The following is a 22839-nucleotide window of genomic DNA, read 5'->3' as shown; positions in this document are numbered from 1 at the left end:
TCATGGAAAACAAGCTGGTCAAAATTCCAAAGGCCCTGCAAAAGGACGTTTCCTTCTTTGGGCTTCGTGCTAAATATGTGGACCAAGCCTTTAAGGGCTCGTTCCTGTCCCTGATGGTGGGACTGTTCCTCAGTACGGTCATCCCTACCTTTCTTAGCCTTTTGCTTTCCTTCTGTACCGCGGCCCTCTATATCGCACTCATGCTTTTCTATTCAAAGGCTTATGGGGAAAACGGTTTTATCAAGTCCCGAGCGGACAGAAAGGGGCCGGACACCATTAAGGGCCATGTCAATAAAAAAAAGTTGGTGCTATGGAAAAAAGATTGAATCTTCTGGATGCCTTTCCCATTTATGGTTATGAGGCACCGATCTTGGTATCAAAGGAACGAGGATGCCTGAGCATTCCGCTGCAATTGGAACTTCCCGAAATCTACACTTTGGACAGCAAGGATTATCTGAACCTGAACCGGATGGTCTCGGGTATCTTGGAAATCCTGGGCGAGAACTGTCTTTTGCACAAACAGGACCTGTTCTTCGGAGAAACCTATGCCATGGACCGACAGCGGTTGGAACGGGATTTTTTCGAGACCGAGGACGAACGCTATTTCAAGGACAGGCCTTTTTTGGAGCACCGGTGCTATCTGGCCATCCACAAAGTACCCAAAAACTATATCGGCCGAACGCCTATCGGGGCCAATTCCTTCTTAAAGAAAGAGCGCCGGTTCTACGGCCAAAAATATGTTCCCGAAGAATACCTCGACGGGGACACAATGGCGGATTTCGAGGCCAGGGTAGGTGCCGTCAACGACCTTATCAACGATTCGGGCCTGATGAGCTCAAAAATCCTTGATTCCGAGGGGCTTTTCGGACGATCGGGCTATTACGACTGTTATCTGGAAGCGGGCTACGGGGAAGGTACGGGCAGGGATATCGATTTTTCCGACTACGGGCTGCGGATCGGCGAAAAACAGGGACAGTACTTCACTTTGGAAAACCTGGACCAGTTCTCCAAGGAGGATATGGCCTTTCACGAATATTTTGGAAAATACAGTACAGGGAACAACCTCTTTCCTATAGGAAACCTGTTTTCCTTGGGGTTCAGGATTCCGCAGGAACATATTGTCAACCAATATATCTATATACCCGAAAAGGAGAAGGCCATGGCCAAACTTCGGTCGAAGGCGAAACGACTTGACAAATATGCCCGGAACCGCAAGGGGGACAAGAACAGCACCTACCGGGACCAAATCTATGAGTTCCAGCAGCATATCCTTAACGAGCATAAGGAACTGGTCTATTATCACTTGAACGTATTGGGCATTTCCAATTCCAAAAAGTCCTTTAGGTCGATGTGCAATTCCGTCCGGTCGGCCTTTCGGAAGCTGGGTATTCATGCCAAGGAAAATACCGTGGATCGGAAAAACCTCTTTTTTGGGGGTATCCTTGGCAACGGCATCGGACTCAGCATGGAACTCTTCAGCCCCTTTTCCTCGGAGATGGCGGCCAGCCTTTGGTATTTTGAAGGGGGATATCGAAACAGGATGCACGGCCCCCACGGCCTGCGCATGGTCGATAGGGCCACGGGAAAACCTTTATTGGTAAGTCTCTACCGCGATCCCGAGGCAAAGGACTGGATCTTTAACCGGGGCATGCTCATCGCCTCCGGTTCCGGTGGCGGAAAGACCTTTTTTGCCAATGCCTACCTGTTCTCCGAATATCGCGAGGGAGCGGAAATCCTCATTCTTGAGAACGGGAATTCCTATGACAAGTTGCTGGACCATCTGGACGGGGTCGTCATAGAGAACGACGACAAAAATCCCTTTACGTTCAACCCCTTTATGCTGGATCCGGGGGATATGGTAGAAAAAGACGGCCAAAAGATGCTTACCGAGCACAAGCTGACGCAGCTTATCGCATTGGTCTATCTTCTATTGGGGCGAAAGGATACTACAACGGACGACGGTCATGACAGTGCCGTAATCCAGACCATTATCGAATTGTTGGTACAGGGATATTATAGGGACCAGTTCCTTAAGGATAATCCCGATAACTCCTTCAATACTTTTTATGGGTATTCGGAAAGGCATTTGGAGCGGCTTATGGATTCCAAGGGCATACGAAAGGAAGTCTTCGACCCCAATCTGTTTTTACTGCTCTTGGGCAAATATGCCCACGATGGCCCCAGGGCATACCTGTTGAACAGTAGGGACAAAAGGATAGCCCAATTGGGTCGTGAAAGGTTGGTATACTTCAAACTCGAAAACCTGATCGAAAACGAACAGCTCTTTCCGATCCTGGCGTTCCTGATGATCGATGTGTTCGACAAAAAACTGAAGGATCCCAAAAAACTTTCCCTAAACAAAATATTGGTCGTTGACGAGGCGTGGAACCTGTTCGACAATCCGATAATGGCCCACTACTTTGACGCCAAGTCCAGAATGGCCCGGAAATATGGGGGGCAGCCCATTTTTATCTCGCAAAAGGTAAGCGATTTCGTCAAATCCAAATACATCGGCAATACCATTGTGGTCAACAGCCATATTAAGGTGTTGCTGGACCTCGGCGAATTCGGAAATTCCTTTGGGGAGATCCAACGGTTATTGGGCCTGAACGAGAAACAGAAGCAACTGATCCTATCCATCAACAAAGATTTGCCCATGGGCCGAAAGCTAAGGGAAATGGCCATTTGTTGGAAGGACCGGGTCAAGGTGTTCGGATTGGAGACCTCGTTGCCCACCAAATGCCTGTTCGAGACCAATCCCAATGAAAAAGCAAAGATCAACCGTCTCCATGAAAAACATGGCCGTGATTGGGTAAGAACGGCCAACGCCTACAAACAGCTGCAGAACGAACTGGCGGAATCCGGTTCTGGGAATTTGAACGGCAGCGACATTAACCCTAAAAATAGAAAATGATGATATACTTGAAACCAAGAATTGTTTACCTAAGAATTTTAATCGGGCTACTCCCTTATTTTGGGGCCGCCCAGATTCCCGTAACCGATGTGGCGGCGAACGCGCAACTGGTCATCCTCAATCAAAATGTGGCCACGCTGAATTCGCAACTGGTCACCTTGAACTCGACCATGGGCAAGCTTTTGGCACAGATGGAACGGAACGTTACCGCAAATTCCAGTGCCTCCAAAATCCTTAGCCAGGACCTGACCGCAAAAAGGACCCCCGCCAGCTATGTCATGGGAAGTCCAGAAATGAACGAGCTATATGACTTGAAGGACAAGATCGTGGAAGCCTATAAGGGTACTCAGAAAAACCTGCGCTCGTTCGCCAATCTGGAAAAGGTGGAAAAGGAAAGGGCGACCGAAGCGTTGGCCGATGCCCTCGTGCAGGTTACCTCCTTGGTCTCACAAGGGTCGCATATCGCCTCCACGGGCGAGATCATCGAATCGGCCGACCGGCTTTCGGCACTACGGTCGATCTTGGACAAAATGGACAGCGTGCTGGAAACCATCATAAAAGTCAACACCTCCCTTTTACAGAAAAACGAACACCGCAAAGCGGTCTATTCATTGATTAAGACCAATTGATGTACGTAATGCAATCGGATACAGGTTTTAGGGTAACGGTCAACACGATATTCGACCAATATATCGATGATGCCTTCGCGAATTTAGGCCCTACCTTGGGCATTGGCTTCCAAATGGCAAAGATCGGGTTGGGCATTTTCGCCATCATGCATTTTGTGGGCAATGATCGCGCCGATGTGTTCAAGGCCCTAAAGTGGTTTCCCTTGATGTTCATCCTTTTCAACTACTCCGAGTTTGCACACGCCATCTTTGAATTTTATAACAACCTCGGCTCCTCATTTGTCAGTACCCAAAAGAACTGGGATACCATCGGGCAAAAGGTGGCCTTGGCCCAAATCGATGTGGCAGCCAACAATGTGGTAGAATGGAACATGTTCAGCATGGATATCGATGGACTGCAATCCTTTGCCCTTACGGGTCTGGCAGGTTCCATAACGGCCTTCGCACATATTATCTCTACGCTGATTTTCGTGGGCATCAAGGCATTGGCCACCATTTACCTGTTCATCCTTATCATTTTCGGGCCGATCAATATCGGGCTTTCGTTCATTCCCGCCATTTCGGGCCTTTGGAAAGCATGGTTGCAAAAGTTCATGAGCCTCTGTCTTTGGCTTCCCATGTTATATGTAGTGGATATGTTTATGGTCAATCTTGTCGATGCGCTCGTGGACCATTTGTTGCGTAACAGTGCCTACGACCTCGGATTGATTTTGAGTTCCTCCCTTCTGGTCTTGATGACCTCCTTCTTCTATATCAAGGCCCCTACACTGGCCAACTTTGTAGTGCAGGGACTTAACATATCGGGTGGGGGCATCGTCTCCAAGCCCAAGCACTATGGCAAAAAAGCAATACAAACGGTCATCGATGCAAAGAGCGGCGGGGCCACAAAAGCGGTTAGGACACTTACGCAATAATTAGGATTATGAAAGGAAAATACGAGATATTCAATGATATCGCCCAAAGTAGAAGGCACAACAACAGGCTCGTCTATAGCTGCCTGATCTTGATGATAGCGGTCTTCGCGATTGCCATCTATTTCGTGGTATCGGCCCATGAGCGTGCCAACAATAACGCCTATGTGCTGCACGGGGGGCAACGCCTCCCCATGGTACCGATCAGGGATGCCAAGGAAAACCTCGAAATTCTTTGCGAAGGTCACGTCCAAAACTTTCATGAACTGTTTTTCTCGTTGGAACCCGATCTGAACCTGATCAAAAGAAACATAGAGGAAAAAGCCTTGTTCATGGTCGATTGGTCAGGCAACCGTTTATATGCCCGTTTGGTCGAAAAAAAATACTTCCATGATGTGGTAATGCGTGACTATCACTACTTTGTGGAACTTGATTCGATTCAAATCGACTATGCAACCTATCCGTTTCCGTTTACTTTTTACGGCAAACAGGCCATAGAAAAAGGCAAATCCACAACGTATAGGAACTTGGTCACCAAGGGGCACCTGAAAAAAGCGGGCATTACCCCAAACAACCTGAACGGAATCAAGATTATCGACTTTGAGGTCGTGGACAATTCCGATCTCGAGCGTAGGTAACATGAAATTCAGTGGCAACATAAAACGTTTGAAGCGATGGGTCGTAAGGCACAGAAATTTTGCTATGGCCCTACCTTTTATTCTGGTACTGACCAGTTTTTTTGTCATTGAGAACGTCAAGGATTTTCAAATGGGGTTCGGCGACACTACCGATCCTACGAATGGCTTCAATCCAGAACTTCCCGGCAAGGTTCCGACCTTGGAATCCGAAGCTATCGCCGAGCCTTGGAAATTAAAGGACTCAACTGAAAAGAAAAAGGTAGGGAAATCTTCGTCCTTACCGGACATGACCCAAATGAATGATTCGCAAAACGATTCTCTCCAGAAGATCTTGAAGCGATTGGAAGGGCTCTCCCTGGATGCTAAACCACAGGAAACGGTGCAGGCCGAAATCCCCGATGGAAAGAAAACCGTGGAGAGGGAAAAGAAGAGCGCAAAGACCGCTGAAGAGCAGAAGCAAAAATTCGTCGAGAACCGCTTGGCCTACCGTGAGATGCTGCTGGAGGGAAAAAAGAAAATAGTCGGGGAATCCTTGAGAGGGAACCGCAGGCCCCAACAGGAACGGATGCCCGTTACCAAAAAGCCAATCTTCTTTAGGGCAACCGTATATGGCGACCAATTCATCTTGCCCAATGAGAACGTAAGGCTCCTACTCATGGAAGATATGGTCCTTAGCGAAAAACGATTTCCCAAAAATACCTTCATCTACGCTATGGCTTCCATACGGGGAAACAGGGTGTATTTGGATATAGACAATATCGAGCACCATCCGGTCGATATCTCCGTCAGGGACTTCAACGATGGCAGGGAAGGAATCTACAACAAAAGGGCCGGGGAACTCTGGAGGGAGTACAAGGCCGAAATGGGAGGCGATGCACTGCGAGGGGCCACCGACGAAATTACCAGCGGCGCACCGGATGTTTTAAAAGGCATCGCCCAAGGGTTGGGGACTTTCCTTCGAAAAAAAAGGTTACGGGAAAAGGAAAAAATCCTATTGATGGATGATTATGAACTCTTATTGGCAACACAATGAAAATAAAAGCTGTACTTACAATAATTGGGCTATTGGGGTCTCTATCGGTTATGGCGAAAATGGACACCATTCCGGTTTCAAGGAACTATAAAACCATTCTGGTACTGCCCGCCCCTTATGATTTTTCCATCAATGGGAAGGAGCTGAATTTTTTGGAGTCCTTCCCGACGAAAAGTGCTTCCGCAACCTCAGAGCGTATCGTTTTGCTTATCTATAACGATGTGGCACCCGACACCTCCGATTTTACGAACTATACCATTTATACCCGTGACGGTCGTGCCTATGATTTTATCCTGGAACTGGTGGACATCCCCGCCAAGAAGAGATGGACCATAACCACCGACATGGTCGATAACCTCGAAGAGCTATCCCATAAGAAAAGTGTTACTGAATTGAATGAATCCGACTTTGCGTCATCTCCTGATATAAAAGACACCATGGCACCCAGCGGAACAGTTGGGGAAAAATTGGAGATTAAGCCCGAAAAGGAAATTGATAGGGAACCCTTGCCGCTTACCCAGGAATTGTATGTCTTGGATAGAATGGAATATATACGGCGGAGATGTTATTACAACCAGTTCAACAAGGGCAAGATCATCCGATATTTTTCAAAATACGATGATGTATTTCTCTGGCTGGAGAACGTGTATTATGAAAATAACGAAATATACCTGCAGTTTCGCTTGGAGAACAAGGAACATATCGACTATGATGTCAATTTTATAAAGTTCAGCATCGCCACCAACTACAAGAATAGTTCGAGCAATGTCAAGACGGAACACAAACCCTTGTTCAGGTACAAAGTTCCCAAAAAAGTCGAGGGGAATTCCGAGAACTATTTCATGGTGGTCTTCGATAAGTTTACCCTTGACCGGAGAAAGTCCCTCATGGTGGATCTGGATGAGGAAAAGGGCAATCGAAACCTGTCCTTGGATATAGACCAACTTGTCATCAATAACCCATCAGGATTTAAATTATGAAAACAACAGGATTTTTCATCGCGATACTATTTTGTCTTGCGGCTTCATCCATCTCAGGCCAAATGCGGGGCAACCTTGCTTCTTCGGTCGGCGTGAGCGGTGGCTATGTCGAGGATGGTTATGGTATTATGGGAACGTTTAATTTTCATCCCAATCGGTTCCAATATTTTCAGATAAGTGTTTTGGCCGCAATTGCCGAGGACAAGGGTGCCCAAAATATTCCCTATAATATTTTCACTATTCAGCCGGGGCTTTACTATCGTGTATTCATGGCGCCGCGAAGAAAAAATTTTAGCCTTTTCCTCGGTGGCGGTGGGCTGTTCGGATACGAGGTTATCAACAACGGGAGCAATGAACTGCCCACCGGTGCGCTTATCAATGGCAAAAGCCAATTTATTTACGGCCTTTATCTCGGTGCGGAAATGGAAATAGGCCTAAGTAACGATTTTTCGCTATTGGTCAAGGCCAACGAATACTACCATGTCAATTCGGACGTGGGAAATTTTTATCCGTATGTCGGCGTCGGCCTACGGTATTTTTTGTTTTAAAAAGCGACGTTATGAAATTCAATACCCCACAACGCATAGTCGCCATAGGTACGCTATGCATGATATTTATAATTGCCTGTAGCAAGGACTTTGAAGGAATAGTGCAGGATTCCTTTGATTTTACCTTTCATGGCACGAACGAGGAAAACGGCTTTGTATTTGAAGCTGTAAGAACGGATTTCAGCTTGGAACCCGATCGGATGGTCTCTACCGTTTCCTATTTCATGAAATATAATATCCTTGACGGGAAAGGCTATTATTTAGGTACGGAAAACGATACCATCCGCGAAAACGATACCATCCCCGTCAAGGATTTTGACCTTTCTTACCGCTATATGCCCATCGATACGGGTATGCACAAAGTCAAGGTATTGGCCTGGGATTCAAACCGATTGCAAAAGGAGTTGGAGTTGGCCTACAATGTCAAGTACGCCAGTTTCAGCTTTCTCTTGGGCAAGGGTACCGGGGATTTCATTATCAATAGCCGGAACCCCGTCAATGTAACCTTGTTACGGGACAAGAACACGGTAGCTCCGGATGGGGATTCGACCGAGGAATTTGAGATTACCTACCAACTGGAAGATGGTTCGGGCAAGCTTCATTTGGACGATGTTACCTACAATGCTGGAACCCCCTTCAAGTTGCCCAAGGGCGTTACCGAATTTGGCTACTTACCAGAAACCTTGGGCGAGCACAAATTGACCATGGTTGCCAAGGCTCCCGATGGGGCATCCCTGACGAATGAGCTGCTGCTGACGGTCGGAAATGTCGATTTCACGTTCAGGGCAACCGCGGCATCCTCACAGGTGGAGCTGGATACCAACCTGGCAATCAATGTCGATTTGCAGACACAGGACGAGGAAAGCGAAGTTACCTATGATATTAGCCATTCCTTTTCTTCCGATAGCCAAGGCGCGGGAGTTGTACGGGACCAGAATGGCGGGGTCATGGACCCCGGGACTTTTCGCGGCATTGATCCCGGCAATTATAACTATACTTTTGAGGACGATGAATTGGGGCAGCGCAAAATCTATTTTGATATACGAGACAGCAATGGCCAGAGGAAAAGGGACAGTGTCGAGATCGAGATTGCCAACATTCCCTTCACGTTTAGCGGAAATTCGGAAAGCAACCAGGTATTCGTAAACCAACGGACACAGCTTAATTTCAACATTAAATCGAACGGTAACACATCCAATATCGATTATTTCCTGACCTATGACCTAGAAGAAGGAAACGGAAGGGTTACTGGGGTCAATGGAAATACGATCCGGAACAATACCGACTATCCGGTCGACTTGGGTAATTTCCCATTGTTTTATACGCCCGAAACCTTGGGTCCGCATCGCATCAATTTTCTCGTTACGGACAATTACGGGCAAGCGGTCGGACCTGTGGAGATCGATCTGGATGCCAATCCCCTTGAACTGGAATTCAATGCCTCGGCCAATAGCAACGAGGTATTGGTAGGCCAGCGCGGTACAATTTCACTCAGCCTTATCGAACAAGGGGATTACGATGGGGTTTCCTATGAACTGAATTACTTTATTTCAGGTGGTGACGCACAATTGTACAATGGAAATTCGCCAATAATCCCTAGCCAATATTTTTCGGTAAGTCCGGGAAGCTTTGCGTATGATTTCGTTGGGGACCAGGCAGGAACCTACGAAATAACCTTTTTGCTTCGTGACAGCAACGGTCAGATCCTTGAAGATAAGGTTACCGTTGTCGTTGGCAACAACGACTTTACGGTCAATATGACCCCGTCCAAGGCTACTGAGTTTTCCAACATTCCGGTGGGTATGATCGTGGATATCGACGAAGTTCCCGACGGAGCGAACGACAGTTACACGGCTTTCTTTTCCTCTAGTCAAAACGGGTCGATGTCCATTAATGGTATAACCTATGGTCCGGGGGAACAATTTCCTTTGGGTGCCGGGGTCAACAATATTTCCTATACCGGATCGGAACCCGGACAGCATACTATCGTTCTCAGTGTCGAATCGGGATCGGACGTTACCCGAACGGCCAACACTACCATCACTTTTGACCAGGTCGACTTTACCTTTACCGGGGGCACCCAAAAATCGGACATAACCGTAGGGGAAACCACTGGCCTCAATTTTAATATTTCGGAAAGTGTCGGGTCTTCGGATTACACGATGCGATTCAGTATGAACGGCAATGCGCTCATCAGGGACAACAATGGTATAGAGGTAAGCCCCGGGAACAGTTATGATGTCAATACGGGCAACTTTAACTGGACGCTCGAAGGTACCAATGAAAGTACCGTTCGAATGGCCTTCACGGTCCGAAACGATACCGGATTGGAGAAAACCGTGGATATAACGGTAAACGTTGCGGCCAAGGATTACACCTTTACCGCATCGGGCACATTGCAGCAGGCCTATATCGGGGAACAGGTGGATGTTAACTTCAATATTTCCGAAATCGGAATCGGTGGGGACACCTACGTGATGTATTTTTCGGCAAATGGTAACAATGGTTCTTTTGAATATGCGGGCACCAATTACTCTGCTGGGGAAAGTTTTGATGTACCCGTGGGGGCATTTTCAGGAAAATATACCGGAACGACCGAGGGCAACCATAACATCACTTTTACGGTGCGCTCCTCATCGGATGTGGAGAAAACGGCCAATGTCAATATCAACTATGAAAGGTACGAGGAACCATTCGAGTTGACCGTTAGTCAGGCCCCTGGGGAACGTTTGGAAGAAGAACCCTTTAACATCACGGTCATTACCAATGCCATTGGCACCCATGATCCGGCCGTGACCTATCAAATGACATATTCTTTCAATGGAAACCGTGTCGGTTATTTCTTTTATGGCGGAAATAGATATGATGAGGGGGAGACAATTCCGTTGAACTACGGGAGTACCAACCTTACTTTCTATCCAGAGACCCCAAATACGTTTACCATTGATTTTGAGGTGGAGAACTCAACAGGACACTCCAAAAGCGGAAGCACATTTGTTGACACTTTAGGAAGGCCCGTGGCTTTTGTAAAAGGGGAAAAGCACAATGTCAGTTGTGGTGGATTGAACGGCTGCGATTATCAGGTCAGGATCTATACCTGTTTTGATATCGGGTGCTCGGAAGCCTATGGCGGTGCTACGCTGGACCAGGTGGAAATCAGGATATTCAACAGGAGTACCAACCGGTGGGATACCCGATTGTTCAATTACAACGAAGCCACGGGCAGTGGAGTGGATCGATATTTCATGTTGGAAGAGGAACCCCGAGAAAGCCGTTTGAAATATCTTGATCAGGACTTTGAGGTCCGGGTCAGGGATACCAATGGCCAGTGGAGTGAATGGACATCGGGGAAAATTGTTAGAGTATGATCAAAAGGGGGTAATGCAAACCATTTTCTAGCTTCTTTTAAAAGTATACGTTATGACAACATCTTGATTGTCTAAAAAGTCGTCTTGCTCTAGGACTAACCTGTTTTGGCTAAACTCGATGATGGTCATATCATCTTTATTATCGAAACGAAGAATTTCATTATTGATTAATTCGTATTGGTCTTTTTCAACATTGGCAAAGGCAGCTACATCACCACAGCTTAATCCGTTTTCGTTTATAGTGTAGGAATCTTTTCCTTCGTCAGCGGGACCATCACTAAAAAAAGTAAGGTTGTCCTTTAAGCATTGGCGGATTTCATTGGTATTATATAAATCTATATTTACCGTACCGTCGCCATTTATGTCTACGGCGGTATTGGAATCGATAGCCTCATATTCCCACTGGCCGAACAAAGCTTGCTTCCTATCCGATTCTGCAACACTGTCGTCGTCGCTATTGCACGAAAGAAATAGCAGCATCGGGAATGCAAGAAAGATGAAAATATTTGTTTTCATTGGAATTGGCCTTGGGTTATTACAAATATATCACTAAGGATTACATATTTTAAACAAGAATTTTCGAAATTAATTGTGCGTAGGCAAGATAAATGCATGGAGCGCTTTTTCTGCGCCTCCATGCTTTTATGCGCGGTGCCGAGGATGTTTAAAAACCGTAGCCGGAAAGACGGCCGAATGCGGGCCAGCGCAGCTTGCCCACTCGGTCAGGCTTGAAGGCGAAGGGTTTTAAACTTCCGCCTAGGAACTTGGATAAACACGTCCCTGTCCCTCCTCATTAATATATTCTAACAGTTCTTATAGTCAAATCTCTTCACTAGAAAATGTTTTGCCAATTTCTTGAAATAATATTTCTAATTAGAAGTTTTATCGATATTACGCAGTGTCTTTTACGTAAGCCCCTTCCGGAAACTTTCCCCAATCTAGACCCTTCAGTCAATATTCGTATATTGGCAAGTACTTAGGAATTTAGCGATACCGTTGGTTGGTGATAATATGAAGAAAATGGGGCGAGTCTTGGAAAAGAGCTCAGCATTTTGGATAATGGCGAAAGTGTGCTAAAAAATATTGATAACTAATTGAGCCTATATTTGAGAAATAACTACTTCATAAACCACACCCAAACCGTTTCATCCGCCATCTTGTTATTCGAGGTAAACGCACTATTTTTTTTCCTCGATATTCCAGAAAGGAAGGGAATTCCATCATAGAATGAAATCATTATAGGTTATAAACCTTTGTTTAACTAGTCTTAAAGATTGTTGTGGGCTATTTACAATCTACGAAATCGCTTAAAATGCTGAACGCTTCTTACTAAGGGCGGACTTGTTCAATCCATTCTTTGGTCTTCTCGAGATGAAGGGTTTCGAGACTGGCCTACAATAGTTATTTAGCTTTGATGCTGATTTCTTATTTTATATTTTTTGTAGGTACAATTAAAATAGGAATTTTGGCATGCCGAACGACCGTGACCGCCGTATTGCCCATCAGTACATTTTCAAGTACTCCATGGCTATGCGTTCCCATAACCAAAAGTTCAATTTTATTTTTTACGCAGTAGTCCAGAATGGCGTCTGCGGTTTCGCCTTTCAACACCTCGGTCTTGATGTCCCCGCTTCCCAAATGTTGGGCCGAGGCCGATAGAAAATTCTCGGCACCATGAACCAGTTCGTCAACCACTTCCAAATTGTTCTTGGCAAAAGCACTCGTATAACCCATTATGGGTGAATAATCAATGTCATAATAGGTAGCATCGGTTATTACATGTACCAATGTAGTTTGAGCTCCCAGTGCTTTGGCATAGTCATAACCTGTTTCAGCTACTTTTTCTGCGGACGGATTATAGTCCAGCGCAATACATATTTTTTTCATTCTTCATTAATTTATTGAAAAGAGACCAGAAAAACTGGCCCCTTTTGTTCATAAAAAAATAGAATACATCTAATTACGAATTGTAAAATTAGGATAATGCTCCAAAAACTTTTCTTGGGTCTTTTGGCATGTTCGTCTGCCTTTTCTCCCAAGCCTTGAATTCTTACTCTAGTTTTTATTCTTTTTTCAATAAAACATCTTCGTTCTATTTAGACCCTTCTACTAGATCTATTCTCCTTTTTTAGTAAGCAGCTTAGTCTTCATAGCCTCCAATTCTTCCGAGGCTTTCTTACATTTTTTATGTGCTTTTACCTTTTTTTCTTCTTCATTGGCGGTATGATGGTCGTAAACCTTCAGTGAAAATCTTTTGTGCCGATCATGTAATCTCGCCAATTGATCCCTATGTTCTATATCATGTTCCATACGTTCTTGTTTTAAATTCGAAAATTTCTTTGTTATCCTATGATTTATCACTTATTAAACCAATTTTAGAAATGTAGATTTCAAAATCAGTAGTTATTTATTTTTACTTTCCTAATGATTTTGACAATTGACCAAAAAAGAACAGCCCATTGAATTATCGCACTTTTCGGCTAAAAATGTTGAAGGCGACACTAATCGAGTTTGAGGGGAACTGCCTTTATCATAAAATTGGACGAAGAAAAGATTTTGATTCTTACTGTATGCATAAAACGTCTAAAACCGAAGTTTAAAGGTAAATAAACCATCAAAGATATTTTTATAAGAACTTTCGTAAAGCTTACACATTTCACAGGTTTTTAGATATATCAGGTGGGAGAAAATTTTCATTTTTACTGTTCTGTTTGTAAGAACGTCGTCTTAAACAACTAAAATCCTTGGATATCAAATTTTCACTTAGATAGTTTTAAATTCATCTGCCTAAAAGAAGGTCCGAAATTGAAGTCCAACACAACTATCATGTTCTATAAATATTGTTTGACTGAAACGGAAATCAACCGCCTTTGAAGTAACATTTTACCAAAGGCAATTTGGTCATTATACTTATCGATAAATATTAATGAAGCGAACGCTGGGAAAGTATACAGAATAAATATGACGTTTTCTAGCAAGGTGATGCCACCAAACAGCACATCGTTTACGATATGGTAAGCAATTCACTTTCCGGTTGAGCTATAGATAAGGATAGTAATAAGCTCCCGTAAACTGAGGAAAGAGTCAAGTTAGCCGTATCTTTGCAAATTCTTCTACCCATAACGCTTACTAATTTTAGGACATGAAAGACGGACTATTTCGCATACTGTATAAATATTTTTTAAAGACCGGTATGAGCGAAAATCTCGCCTTATACCTCAATTTGATTATTTGGCTAGTGGGAATCCTGCTTTTTGTATGGTTGCTCGACCTTATTATCTTGAAGGTGCTGCGAGCACTGTCGGTTCGAATAGCGCGAAAATCGAAGACCAACTTGGATGATTTTCTGGTGGCGCACAGGGTACCAAGCTATGTGGCTCATATTTTCCCGTTGATACTCTTGTTCAAGTTTGTCCCGATGGCATTTATCGGATTTGATTACGTCGGTGTTCTAGTATTGAAAATACTCCACATTCTGTTCGTCTTGTTGGCACTCGCTTTGGTCAAAAGATTGTTCAGGAGTACGACCGATTACTTGAAAACCAAGCCAAGGTTTCACGATAAACCGATTGATAGTTATATTCAAGTCTTCATGATTTTTGCTTGGATCGTTGGTGTAATGGCCGTTTTCGCTATAATTACCGGTGTTGAAATTTGGAAATTTTTTACCGCCCTCGGTGCGGGCTCCGCAATAATCCTATTAATATTCAAAGATTCCATTTTAGGGCTCGTCGCAAGTATACAGGTCAGTATAAACGATATGGTAGGTATCGGCGATTGGATTACTTTCGATAAATACGGAGCGGATGGCGATGTTATCGAAATTAACTTGGCCACGGTAAAGGTGCAAAATTTCGACAAGACTATCACAACGATCCCGACCTACGCTATGATTTCAGATTCATTTAAAAATTGGAGGGGCATGCAGGTTTCCGGTGGAAGACGAATCAAACGGGCAATGACAATCAGTCAAAAAAGTGTTCGTTTTCTTTCAGATGAAGATTTGACCGAACTCAAGAGAGTACAATTGATTGCCGAATACCTAAATACCCGAACCAGCGAAATCAACGCATATAATACTCAGCAGGATGTAGATAAGTCTTTGAATATAAACGGCAGGAACCTGACAAATTTTGGGGTATTTCGTAAATATGTTTCTTCATATCTTGAAAAACACTCCGCAATCAACAAGACCATGACCTTGATGGTCCGACAACTGGAACCGACACCACAGGGCATTCCTTTGGAAATTTATGCTTTTAGTGCCGACAAGCGGTGGGAAAATTACGAATATGTCATGTCCGATATTTTCGATCATCTTTTGGCCGCCTTGCCTTATTTCGAATTAAAGGTTTTTGAGCTGCCAACTTCTTTGGGTGGGGAAAAATAAATCAAGAGCTTTTTAGTTCCTGCTCCATTTATGATTGGGTTCGTCTGAACTTTTTGATTTATCACACTAAACAAAATCAATTACTTCCCAATATCAATGGTAATCCGGAATCGCCACTGCCAACAATGACTGCTTTAGAGTTAGGTGACTTCGCTAGTTCCAATGTTGCGTCGATACCCTTGTCCCGCAATATCTTATCTGTCAATGAAGCACTTAAAATTCTGTTCGCATCCGCCTTTCCCTGTGCTTCAATGGTTACTTTTTCAGCTTCTTTTCTAGCTGTAACCAAACGAAACTCGTATTCCAACGACTCTTGCTCTTGTTTTAGCTTACGCTCTATAGCTTCCTTTATGGTAACTGGCAAAGTGACATCCCTTACCAATATCTCATTGAGTTGAATGTACTGTCCGTCAACGATCTTTTTGGTTTCTTCATAGATCTCGGCCTGTATCGCATCTCGCTTACTGGAGTACAATTGCTCCGGGGTATACCGCCCCACAACGCTTCTTGCCGCCGATCGAATCGTAGGTAATAGTACCCGTTGAATGTATTCCGAGCCTTTTTCTTGGTGTAGCTTTCCCAAAAATTCCCGTTTTGGTTCAAACCATGCGGAGGCGTCCAGTTTTATTTCCAATCCGTTGGAAGATAGTACCTGCATTTTTTCAAAAACTTCCTGCTGTCTTACCTCATATATGAAAACTTTGTTCCAAGGTGCTACGATATGAAAGCCCTCGCCCAAGGGTGGTTCGTCGGTCACAACGCCTCCACCAAAAGTTTTGTATAATACACCGGACTCTCCCGAACCGATTGTCACTGCGGATTTTGCTATTACAATAACCAGTATAATAAATATGATTATTGCGGGTAAGGCCATTTTAGGTAATTTGTCCATAATCTTTTGTTTTGAATTAGTACTAAATTTTTCGTTTTTAAACGCAATCGATTCCTTAAACTCTTAATGCTTAGGTTATGGGGCGAACAGTTTTTTTATGTGTATCCCGCTCTATTTTTTGCATTACGCTTTGCCCTTTTTCCTTTAATTTTCCTATCCATACCATTTGTGAGTTTGCATTATCAAATATCGGTCTGAAAGAATTTCTTGACTTTTAATTATCTTGTGAACCAAATTGTTCTTTTCAAATATTATTGTACTTAATATCTATTTAGATAACTTTAGTCAAAGGTGCAAAAGAACCATAAAGAGTTTGGTACATAAATATTGATAAACATTACATAATTCACACGTTTCAAAACAGCCTTTAAGCACTAAGCCTTATATATGGATATATATTTAGTGATTGCATCAAATTTATATGAACTATTGATTGCGATTTTAAGGTCAAATAAAACGAACATGGCCGTTGCAAAACTCCAATAGATATCCATTTTTCGCGCTTATAAATGTGCGGAAATCAGTAAATTAAAGATAGGCGAAGAAGAAAGAAGTATACCGAAAAACTGTGTGCGGTTTTCTAGGACTATCCCATTTGTGGTCTCTTTCGATAGTTGTGTCGATATACCCTTTACAGAACCATAAGGTATGCTACTTCTCATTGGATTCAAGTAACCAATAAAATTCGCGACAAATGATATTAGCAATACAATCTTCAAAGATTTAAGCGTGTACCCATAATATTTTCGATTTTGGCACATAGACTACTTTTTGTCTCTTCATTAGCCGTAATTGTTCCCACTAGCAGGTTCCTGCCTAAAACATTCCACCAGCATTTTATACAGTTCCGGATGTTTCTTTTTTAGTAAATCGGGCCGTTCAAAAAAGTATTCGGAAGCCACGGCAAAAAACTCGGCTTCGTTGGTTCCGCCATACTTTCGGATATCGGAATGGTTATCGTTTATGGCTTCCATTTCCTTGTGGATCAACTTTAGCCACGGGATTGTATATTGATGTTTCAATAACCGTTCTGGCACTCCATCGGTCACATCGTCTATTTTATCTATGAGGTGTACAAATTCGTGAATCCCGGTGTTGCTTTTATCAGTGGTATTGGCAAAGCCATGGTATAACGCTTTTTTTGATAGAATCATCTGTTTTTCGAACCTGCCGCTACCGACCAGTCCCCCAATATTTCGTAATTGTCCCTTACTATCGAATTCCAAATCTTCGTTGAAATAATCAGGATATAGAAGTATACCGCTCAAATTGGTATAGTGCCATTCCTCAAAACCAAAAACCGGAATCACGGCACTTGCGGCAATCAATATTTTGTCCAGTTCTTCTAATTCCAGTTGTACCCCATCAATATATACCTCGCTTAAGAACTGCATCATTCGTTGTTGAAAAACTGCCTGTTCACTTTTGGGAAGTTTCCGGTAAAAGAGTACATGATCCATCAGCAACGGATGCCAATGATTTGGGAAGGGCTTTACCTTTTTTTTTCCTATTCCGGAAAAATAATAAACGGCAAGCACAAGAAGTAGTCCAAAGATTATGGTGTAAATCATGATTGGCGGAGTAGTTTACAAAACAGCATTAATTTGAATTTACACTTTCCGCCTTAAATCCAATATTTTGGAGCGTAGTATTTACCTCCTCTTCGAATGCTCCATTGCTTTCCACTGTCAGGGTTTTATCGGGATTAGCGGTATCCACTTCCCAATTTTCAATCCCGTCTTGCTTGTTTATAAAAGGTGTTGCCTTAGATGCACATTCACCACAATTGATATTTGTTTTAAATTTTAAAGTTTTCATCGTGTTTGAACTTATTCTTATTAAAGTTTTACTCATTTTAGCCGTAAGCTGTTCTCTACAAACGATACACTACTGAATGCCATTGCTACTCTCGCAATCATCAGCTAAAAATCCATCAACAGGCTAAAACTCCTGCTAGTATAGGAATTACGATGATATTATATATGAATGCTCAAAACAGATTCTTACATATACCCATTTCGGTTTTTTTTGACAGTTTCAAAATGGATAAAGCAATAAACTTAATAGTAATTATAAAACTAAAAAATTATTTAGAATCTTTCTCAATAAGATTGCGCCAAACCAAAAATTATCCTACGTTTGCACTTTATTTTTATTCAATCTAAATAAGTATAATATGAAATGGTTTTTAACTGTATTTTCAATAATGCTCCTGACAGCGAATTTAGGATTATCACAGGAAAGCAATGATGGCAAAGATTCAACTGTCCTGAAAACGGAAATCCTAAACGAGGTCATAGTCAATGGAAGTGCAATTCTAGGGAGTAAATTTGAAGCCATGAACAGAACGGGTTCCGCAAATTATATATCGGCGAAAGAACTCCAAAAATTCAGTTATAACGATATTAACAGGATATTGAGAAACGTGCCCGGGGTCAATATCTACGAGGAGGACGGTTTTGGATTACGGCCCAATATCAGTTTGAGGGGTACTTCTCCAGAACGTAGTGCAAAAATCAATCTTATGGAAGATGGGGTGCTTATAGCCCCTGCCCCCTACAGTGCCCCTGCCGCATATTATTTTCCCACCATCGCAAGGATGCAGGCCGTGGAAGTATTGAAGGGAAGTAGTCAGGCCCAGTACGGGCCAAATACTACGGGTGGCGCCATCAACATGATCTCTACCCGGATACCGGACCGGTTTACGGGAAGAGCGACCTTATCGGCCGGTAACTTCAATTCAAAAAATACACAGATCGTAATAGGCGATAGTTTTAAGAACTTCGGATTCGTAAGCGAATACTATAACTACAATTCAGACGGTTTTAAAAATATTGACGGAGGGGGAAATACGGGTTTTGATAAATCGGACTATTTGGCAAAGTTTCGAATGAATACCGATGAAGGTGCCAAAGTCTATCAATCCCTTCTCTTTAAAATCCAATTTTCCGAAGAAAGGGCCAATGAAACCTATTTAGGGTTGACCGATGCCGATTTCAATGAAAACCCGTACCGCAGATACAGGGCATCCTCGGAAGATGTGATGGATGCGGAGCACCAACAATACCAATTAACACATTTTCTTAAACTTTCCCAGGCCCTGTCCATTACCACCACGGGATATGTGAACAAGTTTAAGCGCAACTGGTACAAATTGGACGATGTAAATCTTGGGGAGCGCGTTGGAATAAACAATGTGCTCACAGATCCGGAAACTTATGCCATGGAATACAATGCCCTGTTGGGAAACACGGATACCCCGGAAGATGTGTTCGGCATAAAAGCGAATAACAGGAGGTATACCTCCCAAGGAATACAGTCCATTGCCCGGTTGCGCTGGGGCGCTGACTGGTTACAAAGCCTGGAGCTGGGTATTCGCTACCATGAGGATGAGGAGGATAGGTTTCAATGGGTAGACAGGTATGGTTTTCAGAACAATGAACTAATACGTACAACGGTCGGCATCAAAGGGGCGGATGCAAACCGTATCGGCAACGCAAAGGCAATTGCTGCGCATACCTTGTACAAACTAAATTTGGGCAGGTTTACATTGACCCCGGGTATTCGGTACGAGAATATTACGTTGGGCAGGATAAATTACGGTACCAACGATGCAACGAGATCGGGTACGGACCTTTCCGAACGTGAGAACCAAGTGGATGTTTGGATTCCGGGAATTGGGGCAAATTATACCTTTACCGAAAATCTTTCCGTTTTTGGCGGGGTGCACAAAGGGTTTTCCCCTCCCGGCAATACCGAAGGCCAAGATGCGGAAAGCAGTATAAATTATGAATTGGGTACCCGTTTCAATTATCATGGAATTCAAGGCGAAGTGGTAGGCTACTATAACGACTATCAAAACTTGTTGGGGAGCGACCTTGCGGCTACAGGTGGTACGGGCAGCTTGGACCAATTCAACGCTGGCGAGGTAAGGGTCAGCGGTGTAGAAGTATCGTTGAACTATAACCTTTTGAATAACAGCTCGGAAAAGGTCCGCTTACCGTTAACGTTTAACTATACCCTGACCGATACCGAGTTTCTTAGTTCATTTGACAGTGCCAACGCTATATTCGGGGAAGTCTCGGTGGGTGATGAAATACCCTATATCGCCAAGAACCAGTTCAATTTGAACCTTGGCCTGGGGCATGAAAAATTTGCTGTCGACCTGGGCGCACGCTATATCGATGCATTCAGGACACAAGCAGGAACAGGGACCATTCCAGCAAATTTAAGGGTAGATTCCAATTTTGTCGTTGACATGTCGGGCCGCTATTTCTACAATAGTCATTTTACCTTTTCCGCCAATATCATTAACTTGTTCGACACCACCTATGCGGTTTCAAGGGTTCCTGCCGGACTACGGCCTGGGCATCCATTCGGGGTTAATTTTTCAATAACCTATGGCCTTTAAAAGGAATAATCATAATTTCTAGACCATGTCAATTGAAAACCGATGTAAGGACATTTGTCCTTTTTACCTCACATGGCCAAGAATTAAAAACAGCACTTTAATTTTTTCTTTTAATTTTTCCCTTAAAATTTTGAGGGCTTTGGTAAGATGTCCTTCGACCGTTTTGATGGAGATACCCAAATGTTCCGCAATCTCAGTATTGGTTAGACCTTCTTTCTTACTTAACTTAAATACTTGGTTGCACTTCTTGGGAAGCTGTTCGATCTCTTTTTCAACTAGTTCCACCTTATGTTTTAAGTCTTCTTGATATTCCCTTTCAATTACATGGTCCAAAGTTTCGGCATAGGTAGTCTCGAAAAAATAAGTTTCTTTCTTATACTTTTTTATATGGTCCAAAAAATTGTTTCGGACAGACTTGTAGAGCCATCCCTTTAAGATAGTTCCCTTTTTTATATTATCCCTTTTCTTCCATAGTTTGAAAAATGCTTCCTGCACCAAATCTTTTGCCAAAGCTTCGTTACGGCTTAAACTTTTTGCATACCAGTAGATTTCATTATAATAGGACTCAATGACTGTTTTGAAAGCCTTCCTATCCCCTTTTTGGATTGCTTCAACCTTAATTTTTTCATCCAAGTTATTTGAATTCATAGGCTATTTTAACAAAAAAAATCAATAATTATAGATTATTGACAATAAAAAGCAAGGGTATTGTATAGTTCAATCGTTTACATAATATGAATTGGGACTTTCCTAAAAATCATCGATGAAAAACAAGAAAATAGAAATTATCATACACAAATTTTTGGCCAATACGGCAACTTTGGATGAGATTGATATTTTGGCCAAATGGGTCGATAAAAATAAATCTAGCTTTCAGGAAGAAGTGGAACTCCATCATCTAATAACCGGGGCTGGAGAAGAAGAAAGTACGGAACACCTAAAGAAAAATCTGACATCGGCCTTCAATCAAGCTAGACTCGTCGCAGGCAAGGTCAAAAAAAGGAACTTACTACTCAGGTACGCCGCGATTTTTGTCGGCGTTCTTATGTTAGGTATTTATGCTTACGAGCAACGTAGTCCTGAAGTAATTCTTGAAAAAGAAGCCACGATTACTTTTGAAGATGGGTCTAAAAAGGAAACCTTAAATGACAAGGCAACCGGAATAGTGTCTACTACAAATGCCTATGTGGTAGAGCAAGAAGGCACTAAAATTACCTATAAAAAAGTAGCATCGAACCAAAAAAAGGTGAATCGGTTGGTGTTCAACACCTTGGATGTACCTTATGGGAAAAAGTTTCAGTTGGTACTATCCGATGGTACGGAAGTATACCTTAATTCGGGTTCCTCAATTACATACCCAGTGGTATTTTACGACGAAGGCCCAAGGAATGTTGTTCTTAGAGGGGAAGCTTACTTTACCGTTGCTTCAGATTCTTTAAGGCCATTTACGGTCAGCACACAGCTTCTTGATGCAAAGGTCCTAGGGACGGAATTTAATATTTCCAGTTACCGAGATGACGAACATATTCAAGTGGTACTTGTTGAAGGTAGTCTGTCAGTCGGTCGGAATAATTCTATTGGTTCGGGAGATGTAATCCTAAAACCGAATCAGCTGGCTTCCTATTCCTATTCCGATGATGAACTAGCCACTGCTAATATAGATGTCAGCAGTTACATTGCTTGGAAAAATGGCATATTGTTGTTCAAGAACGAAGACTTTTATCATATCGCAAAAAAACTTGAAAGGCACTATGATGTAAAAATCGAGATAAAGGATATGCAGGTAAGCAAAGAAAGTTATACAGGAAGGTTTAAAACGGAAACCATTGAGGAAATACTACAGGCTTTTCAACGGATTAAAAGTTTTGACTACAACATTGAAAACAATAACATTAAAATTAACCTTAAAAACTAAGCGTATGGAGTGAACCTTAAAAGAATCAGGGATTGCTGGAACAATCCCATGATTCCAAACGAATTTAAAAACTATTTGACCAATTTCTAAACTCTCTCAAAAGTATGAAAAACACACTATGTAAAAGGTATTTTACGATTAAAATAGACCTGAAAATGAAAATTACCATGTTGTTTCTTTTGGTTGCCTTTTTTCAACTTCAGGCAAATA

At 42.9% G+C, this 22839-nt stretch carries 19 protein-coding genes; 12 read left to right on the top strand and 7 right to left on the bottom strand.

All coding sequences use genetic code 11. The features are described 5' to 3' along the window. Positions 1-2: 2 nt before the first annotated feature. The 9 genes from SD450_RS09810 (at position 3) to SD450_RS09770 (ending at position 11021) form a co-directional block, all read left to right on the top strand. A complete protein-coding gene (locus SD450_RS09810) occupies positions 3-326 on the top strand; it encodes a DUF4133 domain-containing protein (protein WP_094997551.1) in 324 nt (107 codons plus the stop codon). Next, positions 311-2914, top strand: coding sequence for a TraG family conjugative transposon ATPase (locus SD450_RS09805; protein WP_119648303.1), 2604 nt, complete (start codon positions 311-313; stop codon positions 2912-2914). The genes SD450_RS09810 and SD450_RS09805 overlap by 16 nt, the downstream gene beginning before the upstream one ends. Before the next feature lie 8 nt (positions 2915-2922). After that, a complete protein-coding gene (locus tag SD450_RS09800; protein WP_318344313.1) occupies positions 2923-3543 on the top strand; it encodes a hypothetical protein in 621 nt (206 codons plus the stop codon). A gap of 8 nt (positions 3544-3551) precedes the next feature. Continuing rightward, positions 3552-4457: a type IV secretion system protein gene (locus SD450_RS09795; protein WP_162987836.1), complete on the top strand. Its 906-nt coding sequence runs from the start codon at positions 3552-3554 to the stop codon at positions 4455-4457. A gap of 8 nt (positions 4458-4465) precedes the next feature. Continuing rightward, positions 4466-5092 (top strand): hypothetical protein, encoded by a 627-nt coding sequence (locus SD450_RS09790; RefSeq protein WP_094997547.1) that lies wholly within the window; start codon positions 4466-4468, stop codon positions 5090-5092. Positions 5093-5156: 64 nt separating this feature from the next. After that, positions 5157-6125: a conjugative transposon protein TraM gene (gene traM / locus SD450_RS09785; RefSeq protein ID WP_166248845.1), complete on the top strand. Its 969-nt coding sequence runs from the start codon at positions 5157-5159 to the stop codon at positions 6123-6125. Next, positions 6122-7105: a DUF4138 domain-containing protein gene (locus SD450_RS09780; RefSeq protein WP_119648299.1), complete on the top strand. Its 984-nt coding sequence runs from the start codon at positions 6122-6124 to the stop codon at positions 7103-7105. The genes traM and SD450_RS09780 overlap by 4 nt, the downstream gene beginning before the upstream one ends. Further along, positions 7102-7653 carry a conjugal transfer protein TraO gene (locus SD450_RS09775; RefSeq protein ID WP_119648298.1) on the top strand — a complete coding sequence of 184 codons (552 nt, stop codon included), beginning with the start codon at positions 7102-7104 and terminating at the stop codon, positions 7651-7653. Before SD450_RS09780 ends, SD450_RS09775 begins: the two co-directional genes overlap by 4 nt. Positions 7654-7664: 11 nt before the next feature. After that, complete coding sequence (locus SD450_RS09770; RefSeq protein WP_119648297.1) at positions 7665-11021, top strand: TraQ conjugal transfer family protein; 3357 nt, start codon at positions 7665-7667, stop codon at positions 11019-11021. 27 nt (positions 11022-11048) lie between these two features. Here SD450_RS09770 and SD450_RS09765 read toward each other — a convergent pair whose 3' ends face one another. From SD450_RS09765 to SD450_RS09755, 3 genes are all read right to left on the bottom strand, one after another. Next, a complete protein-coding gene (locus SD450_RS09765) occupies positions 11049-11537 on the bottom strand; it encodes a hypothetical protein (RefSeq protein WP_119648296.1) in 489 nt (162 codons plus the stop codon). A 909-nt stretch (positions 11538-12446) separates the two neighbouring features. Next, positions 12447-12908 (bottom strand): universal stress protein, encoded by a 462-nt coding sequence (locus SD450_RS09760; protein WP_119648295.1) that lies wholly within the window; start codon positions 12906-12908, stop codon positions 12447-12449. Between the two features lie 228 nt (positions 12909-13136). After that, complete coding sequence (locus SD450_RS09755; RefSeq protein ID WP_119648610.1) at positions 13137-13331, bottom strand: hypothetical protein; 195 nt, start codon at positions 13329-13331, stop codon at positions 13137-13139. 832 nt (positions 13332-14163) lie between these two features. On the opposite strand from SD450_RS09755, the gene SD450_RS09750 reads away from it, so the two are divergent. Beyond that, positions 14164-15411 carry a mechanosensitive ion channel family protein gene (locus SD450_RS09750; protein ID WP_119648294.1) on the top strand — a complete coding sequence of 416 codons (1248 nt, stop codon included), beginning with the start codon at positions 14164-14166 and terminating at the stop codon, positions 15409-15411. A gap of 76 nt (positions 15412-15487) precedes the next feature. On the opposite strand, the gene SD450_RS09745 is transcribed toward SD450_RS09750, so the two are convergent. From SD450_RS09745 to SD450_RS09735, 3 genes are all read right to left on the bottom strand, one after another. Next, the gene (locus SD450_RS09745) at positions 15488-16303 is read right to left on the bottom strand and encodes a prohibitin family protein (RefSeq protein ID WP_119648293.1); all 816 of its coding nucleotides are present in this window, start codon (positions 16301-16303) and stop codon (positions 15488-15490) included. A gap of 782 nt (positions 16304-17085) precedes the next feature. Next, positions 17086-17874, bottom strand: a complete 789-nt coding sequence (locus SD450_RS09740; RefSeq protein ID WP_166248846.1) for a M90 family metallopeptidase — start codon at positions 17872-17874, stop codon at positions 17086-17088. A 28-nt stretch (positions 17875-17902) separates the two neighbouring features. After that, complete coding sequence (locus tag SD450_RS09735) at positions 17903-18121, bottom strand: heavy-metal-associated domain-containing protein (protein ID WP_166248847.1); 219 nt, start codon at positions 18119-18121, stop codon at positions 17903-17905. Positions 18122-18509: 388 nt separating this feature from the next. On the opposite strand from SD450_RS09735, the gene SD450_RS09730 reads away from it, so the two are divergent. Further along, positions 18510-20714, top strand: coding sequence for a TonB-dependent receptor family protein (locus SD450_RS09730; RefSeq protein WP_318344312.1), 2205 nt, complete (start codon positions 18510-18512; stop codon positions 20712-20714). A gap of 63 nt (positions 20715-20777) precedes the next feature. On the opposite strand, the gene SD450_RS09725 is transcribed toward SD450_RS09730, so the two are convergent. Then, positions 20778-21347, bottom strand: coding sequence for an RNA polymerase sigma factor (locus SD450_RS09725; protein WP_318344311.1), 570 nt, complete (start codon positions 21345-21347; stop codon positions 20778-20780). A 130-nt stretch (positions 21348-21477) separates the two neighbouring features. On the opposite strand from SD450_RS09725, the gene SD450_RS09720 reads away from it, so the two are divergent. Then, positions 21478-22629, top strand: a complete 1152-nt coding sequence (locus SD450_RS09720) for a FecR family protein (RefSeq protein WP_166248850.1) — start codon at positions 21478-21480, stop codon at positions 22627-22629. Positions 22630-22839 lie beyond the last annotated feature (210 nt).

It is taken from the genome of Flagellimonas baculiformis, assembly GCF_033441575.1.
Classification (GTDB): Bacteria; Bacteroidota; Bacteroidia; order Flavobacteriales; family Flavobacteriaceae; genus Flagellimonas; species Flagellimonas baculiformis.
Note: the sequence above shows the minus strand (reverse complement) of the source record. Positions and strands in the feature narration are given on the sequence as shown.

What these genes read in the sequence shown, in the direction of transcription:
- SD450_RS09780 (WP_119648299.1), top strand. Translation starts at nt 6,122, where the DNA reads ATGAAAATAAAAGCTGTACTTACAATAATTGGGCTATTGGGGTCTCTA.
- SD450_RS09770 (WP_119648297.1), top strand. Translation starts at nt 7,665, where the DNA reads ATGAAATTCAATACCCCACAACGCATAGTCGCCATAGGTACGCTATGC.
- SD450_RS09745 (WP_119648293.1), bottom strand. Translation starts at nt 16,303, where the DNA reads ATGGACAAATTACCTAAAATGGCCTTACCCGCAATAATCATATTTATT.
- SD450_RS09750 (WP_119648294.1), top strand. Translation starts at nt 14,164, where the DNA reads ATGAAAGACGGACTATTTCGCATACTGTATAAATATTTTTTAAAGACC.
- SD450_RS09760 (WP_119648295.1), bottom strand. Translation starts at nt 12,908, where the DNA reads ATGAAAAAAATATGTATTGCGCTGGACTATAATCCGTCCGCAGAAAAA.
- SD450_RS09790 (WP_094997547.1), top strand. Translation starts at nt 4,466, where the DNA reads ATGAAAGGAAAATACGAGATATTCAATGATATCGCCCAAAGTAGAAGG.
- SD450_RS09755 (WP_119648610.1), bottom strand. Translation starts at nt 13,331, where the DNA reads ATGGAACATGATATAGAACATAGGGATCAATTGGCGAGATTACATGAT.
- SD450_RS09735 (WP_166248847.1), bottom strand. Translation starts at nt 18,121, where the DNA reads ATGAAAACTTTAAAATTTAAAACAAATATCAATTGTGGTGAATGTGCA.
- SD450_RS09775 (WP_119648298.1), top strand. Translation starts at nt 7,102, where the DNA reads ATGAAAACAACAGGATTTTTCATCGCGATACTATTTTGTCTTGCGGCT.
- SD450_RS09740 (WP_166248846.1), bottom strand. Translation starts at nt 17,874, where the DNA reads ATGATTTACACCATAATCTTTGGACTACTTCTTGTGCTTGCCGTTTAT.
- SD450_RS09720 (WP_166248850.1), top strand. Translation starts at nt 21,478, where the DNA reads ATGAAAAACAAGAAAATAGAAATTATCATACACAAATTTTTGGCCAAT.
- SD450_RS09810 (WP_094997551.1), top strand. Translation starts at nt 3, where the DNA reads ATGGAAAACAAGCTGGTCAAAATTCCAAAGGCCCTGCAAAAGGACGTT.
- SD450_RS09805 (WP_119648303.1), top strand. Translation starts at nt 311, where the DNA reads ATGGAAAAAAGATTGAATCTTCTGGATGCCTTTCCCATTTATGGTTAT.
- SD450_RS09795 (WP_162987836.1), top strand. Translation starts at nt 3,552, where the DNA reads ATGCAATCGGATACAGGTTTTAGGGTAACGGTCAACACGATATTCGAC.
- traM (WP_166248845.1), top strand. Translation starts at nt 5,157, where the DNA reads ATGGCCCTACCTTTTATTCTGGTACTGACCAGTTTTTTTGTCATTGAG.
- SD450_RS09765 (WP_119648296.1), bottom strand. Translation starts at nt 11,537, where the DNA reads ATGAAAACAAATATTTTCATCTTTCTTGCATTCCCGATGCTGCTATTT.
- SD450_RS09730 (WP_318344312.1), top strand. Translation starts at nt 18,510, where the DNA reads ATGCTCCTGACAGCGAATTTAGGATTATCACAGGAAAGCAATGATGGC.